The 1404-nt window shown below is 71.4% G+C and carries 1 pseudogene; it reads right to left on the bottom strand.

From position 1 onward, the window contains the following. Nucleotides 1-1404 (bottom strand): annotated as a pseudogene (locus tag D477_RS01380) (heavy metal translocating P-type ATPase); the annotation flags it as partial.

Below are 1404 nucleotides of genomic sequence, written 5' to 3'. Positions count from 1 at the left end.
GCCATCGCGGCGCCGGCGATCATGGGGTTGAGCAGGCCCAGCGCGGCGACCGGAATGCCGAGCGTGTTGTAGGCGAAGGCCCAGAACAGGTTGCCCTTGATGGTGGAGAGCGTCTTCCGGCTGAGCTCGATCGACTGCACCACCTGGCCCAGGTCGCTGCCCATCACCGTGATGTCGGCCGCCTCGATCGCCACGTCCGTGCCGGCGCCCATCGCGATGCCCAGGTCCGCCTGCGCGAGCGCCGCGGCATCGTTGACGCCGTCGCCGACCATGGCCACGGTCCGCCCCTCCGCCTGCAGTTGCTTCACGGCGGCGACCTTGCCCTCGGGCCGCACGTCGGCGTAGACGTCGCCAGGGGCAATTCCGACGGCGGCAGCCACCTGGGCGGCCACGGCGGCATTGTCGCCGGTCAGCAGGACCGGCCGGAGCCCCAGTTCCTTCAGCCGGGCGACCGCGGCCGCGGAGCTGGGCTTGATGGTGTCCTTCAGGCTGATGATGCCGGCCGGAGCGCCGTCCACGGCAACCCAGATCGCCGTTGCCCCGGCCTCCTGTTCGCCCCGGAAACTCCGCAGCTGATCCTCGGCCAAAACGATGCCGTTCTCCTCGAGCCAGGCCCCGCGCCCGGCGACCACGGTGACCGTACCGCCGTCGTTCGTGGAAACGGTGCCCCGCACGCCTCCGCCGGCCTCGCTGTGGAAACCGGACAGCGCCGGCAGGGCGCCGCCGTCCTTCCGTGCCGCGGCCACGATGGCTTGCGCGATGGGATGCTCCGACCCGGCCTCCACCGCTGCCCCGAGCCGCAGCACATCGGCCTCGGCGTGGCCGTTCAGCGCCGTCACGGAACTGACGGCCTGCTTGCCCGTGGTGACAGTGCCGGTCTTGTCCAGCAGGATGGTGTTGGTGTGGCGGGTGTCCTCGAGGATCTGGGGCCCTTGATCAGGATGCCCAGCTGCGACGCCCGGCCGGTGCCGGTCAGCAGCGCGGTCGGCGTGGCCAGGCCGAGCGCGCACGGGCAGGCGATGACCAGCACGGTCACCGCGGCCGTGAACGCCGCCTGCAGGTCGCCGGCGAAGACCAGCCACAGAACGAACGTAACCACCGCGATCACCAGCACGATCGGCACGAACACCGAGCTGATCCGGTCCGCGAGCCGCGCGATCGGCGCCTTGCCCGCCTGCGCCTGGCTGACCAGCCGCCCCATCTGCGCCAGCGTGGTGTCCGAGCCGACGCGGGTGGCGCGTACCAACAGCCGGCCCGAGGTGTTGATGGTCGCGCCGGTGACCGTGTCGTCCACGTCCACCTCGACCGGCACGGACTCGCCGGTAATGAGGGAAGTGTCGACGGCGGAGCGCCCTTCGACCACGTAGCCGTCCGTCGCGATCTTCTCGCCCGGCCGGACCACGA

The organism is Arthrobacter crystallopoietes BAB-32, assembly GCF_000328305.2.
In the GTDB taxonomy this organism is placed as follows: domain Bacteria; phylum Actinomycetota; class Actinomycetes; order Actinomycetales; family Micrococcaceae; genus Crystallibacter; species Crystallibacter crystallopoietes_A.
Note: the sequence above shows the minus strand (reverse complement) of the source record. Positions and strands in the feature narration are given on the sequence as shown.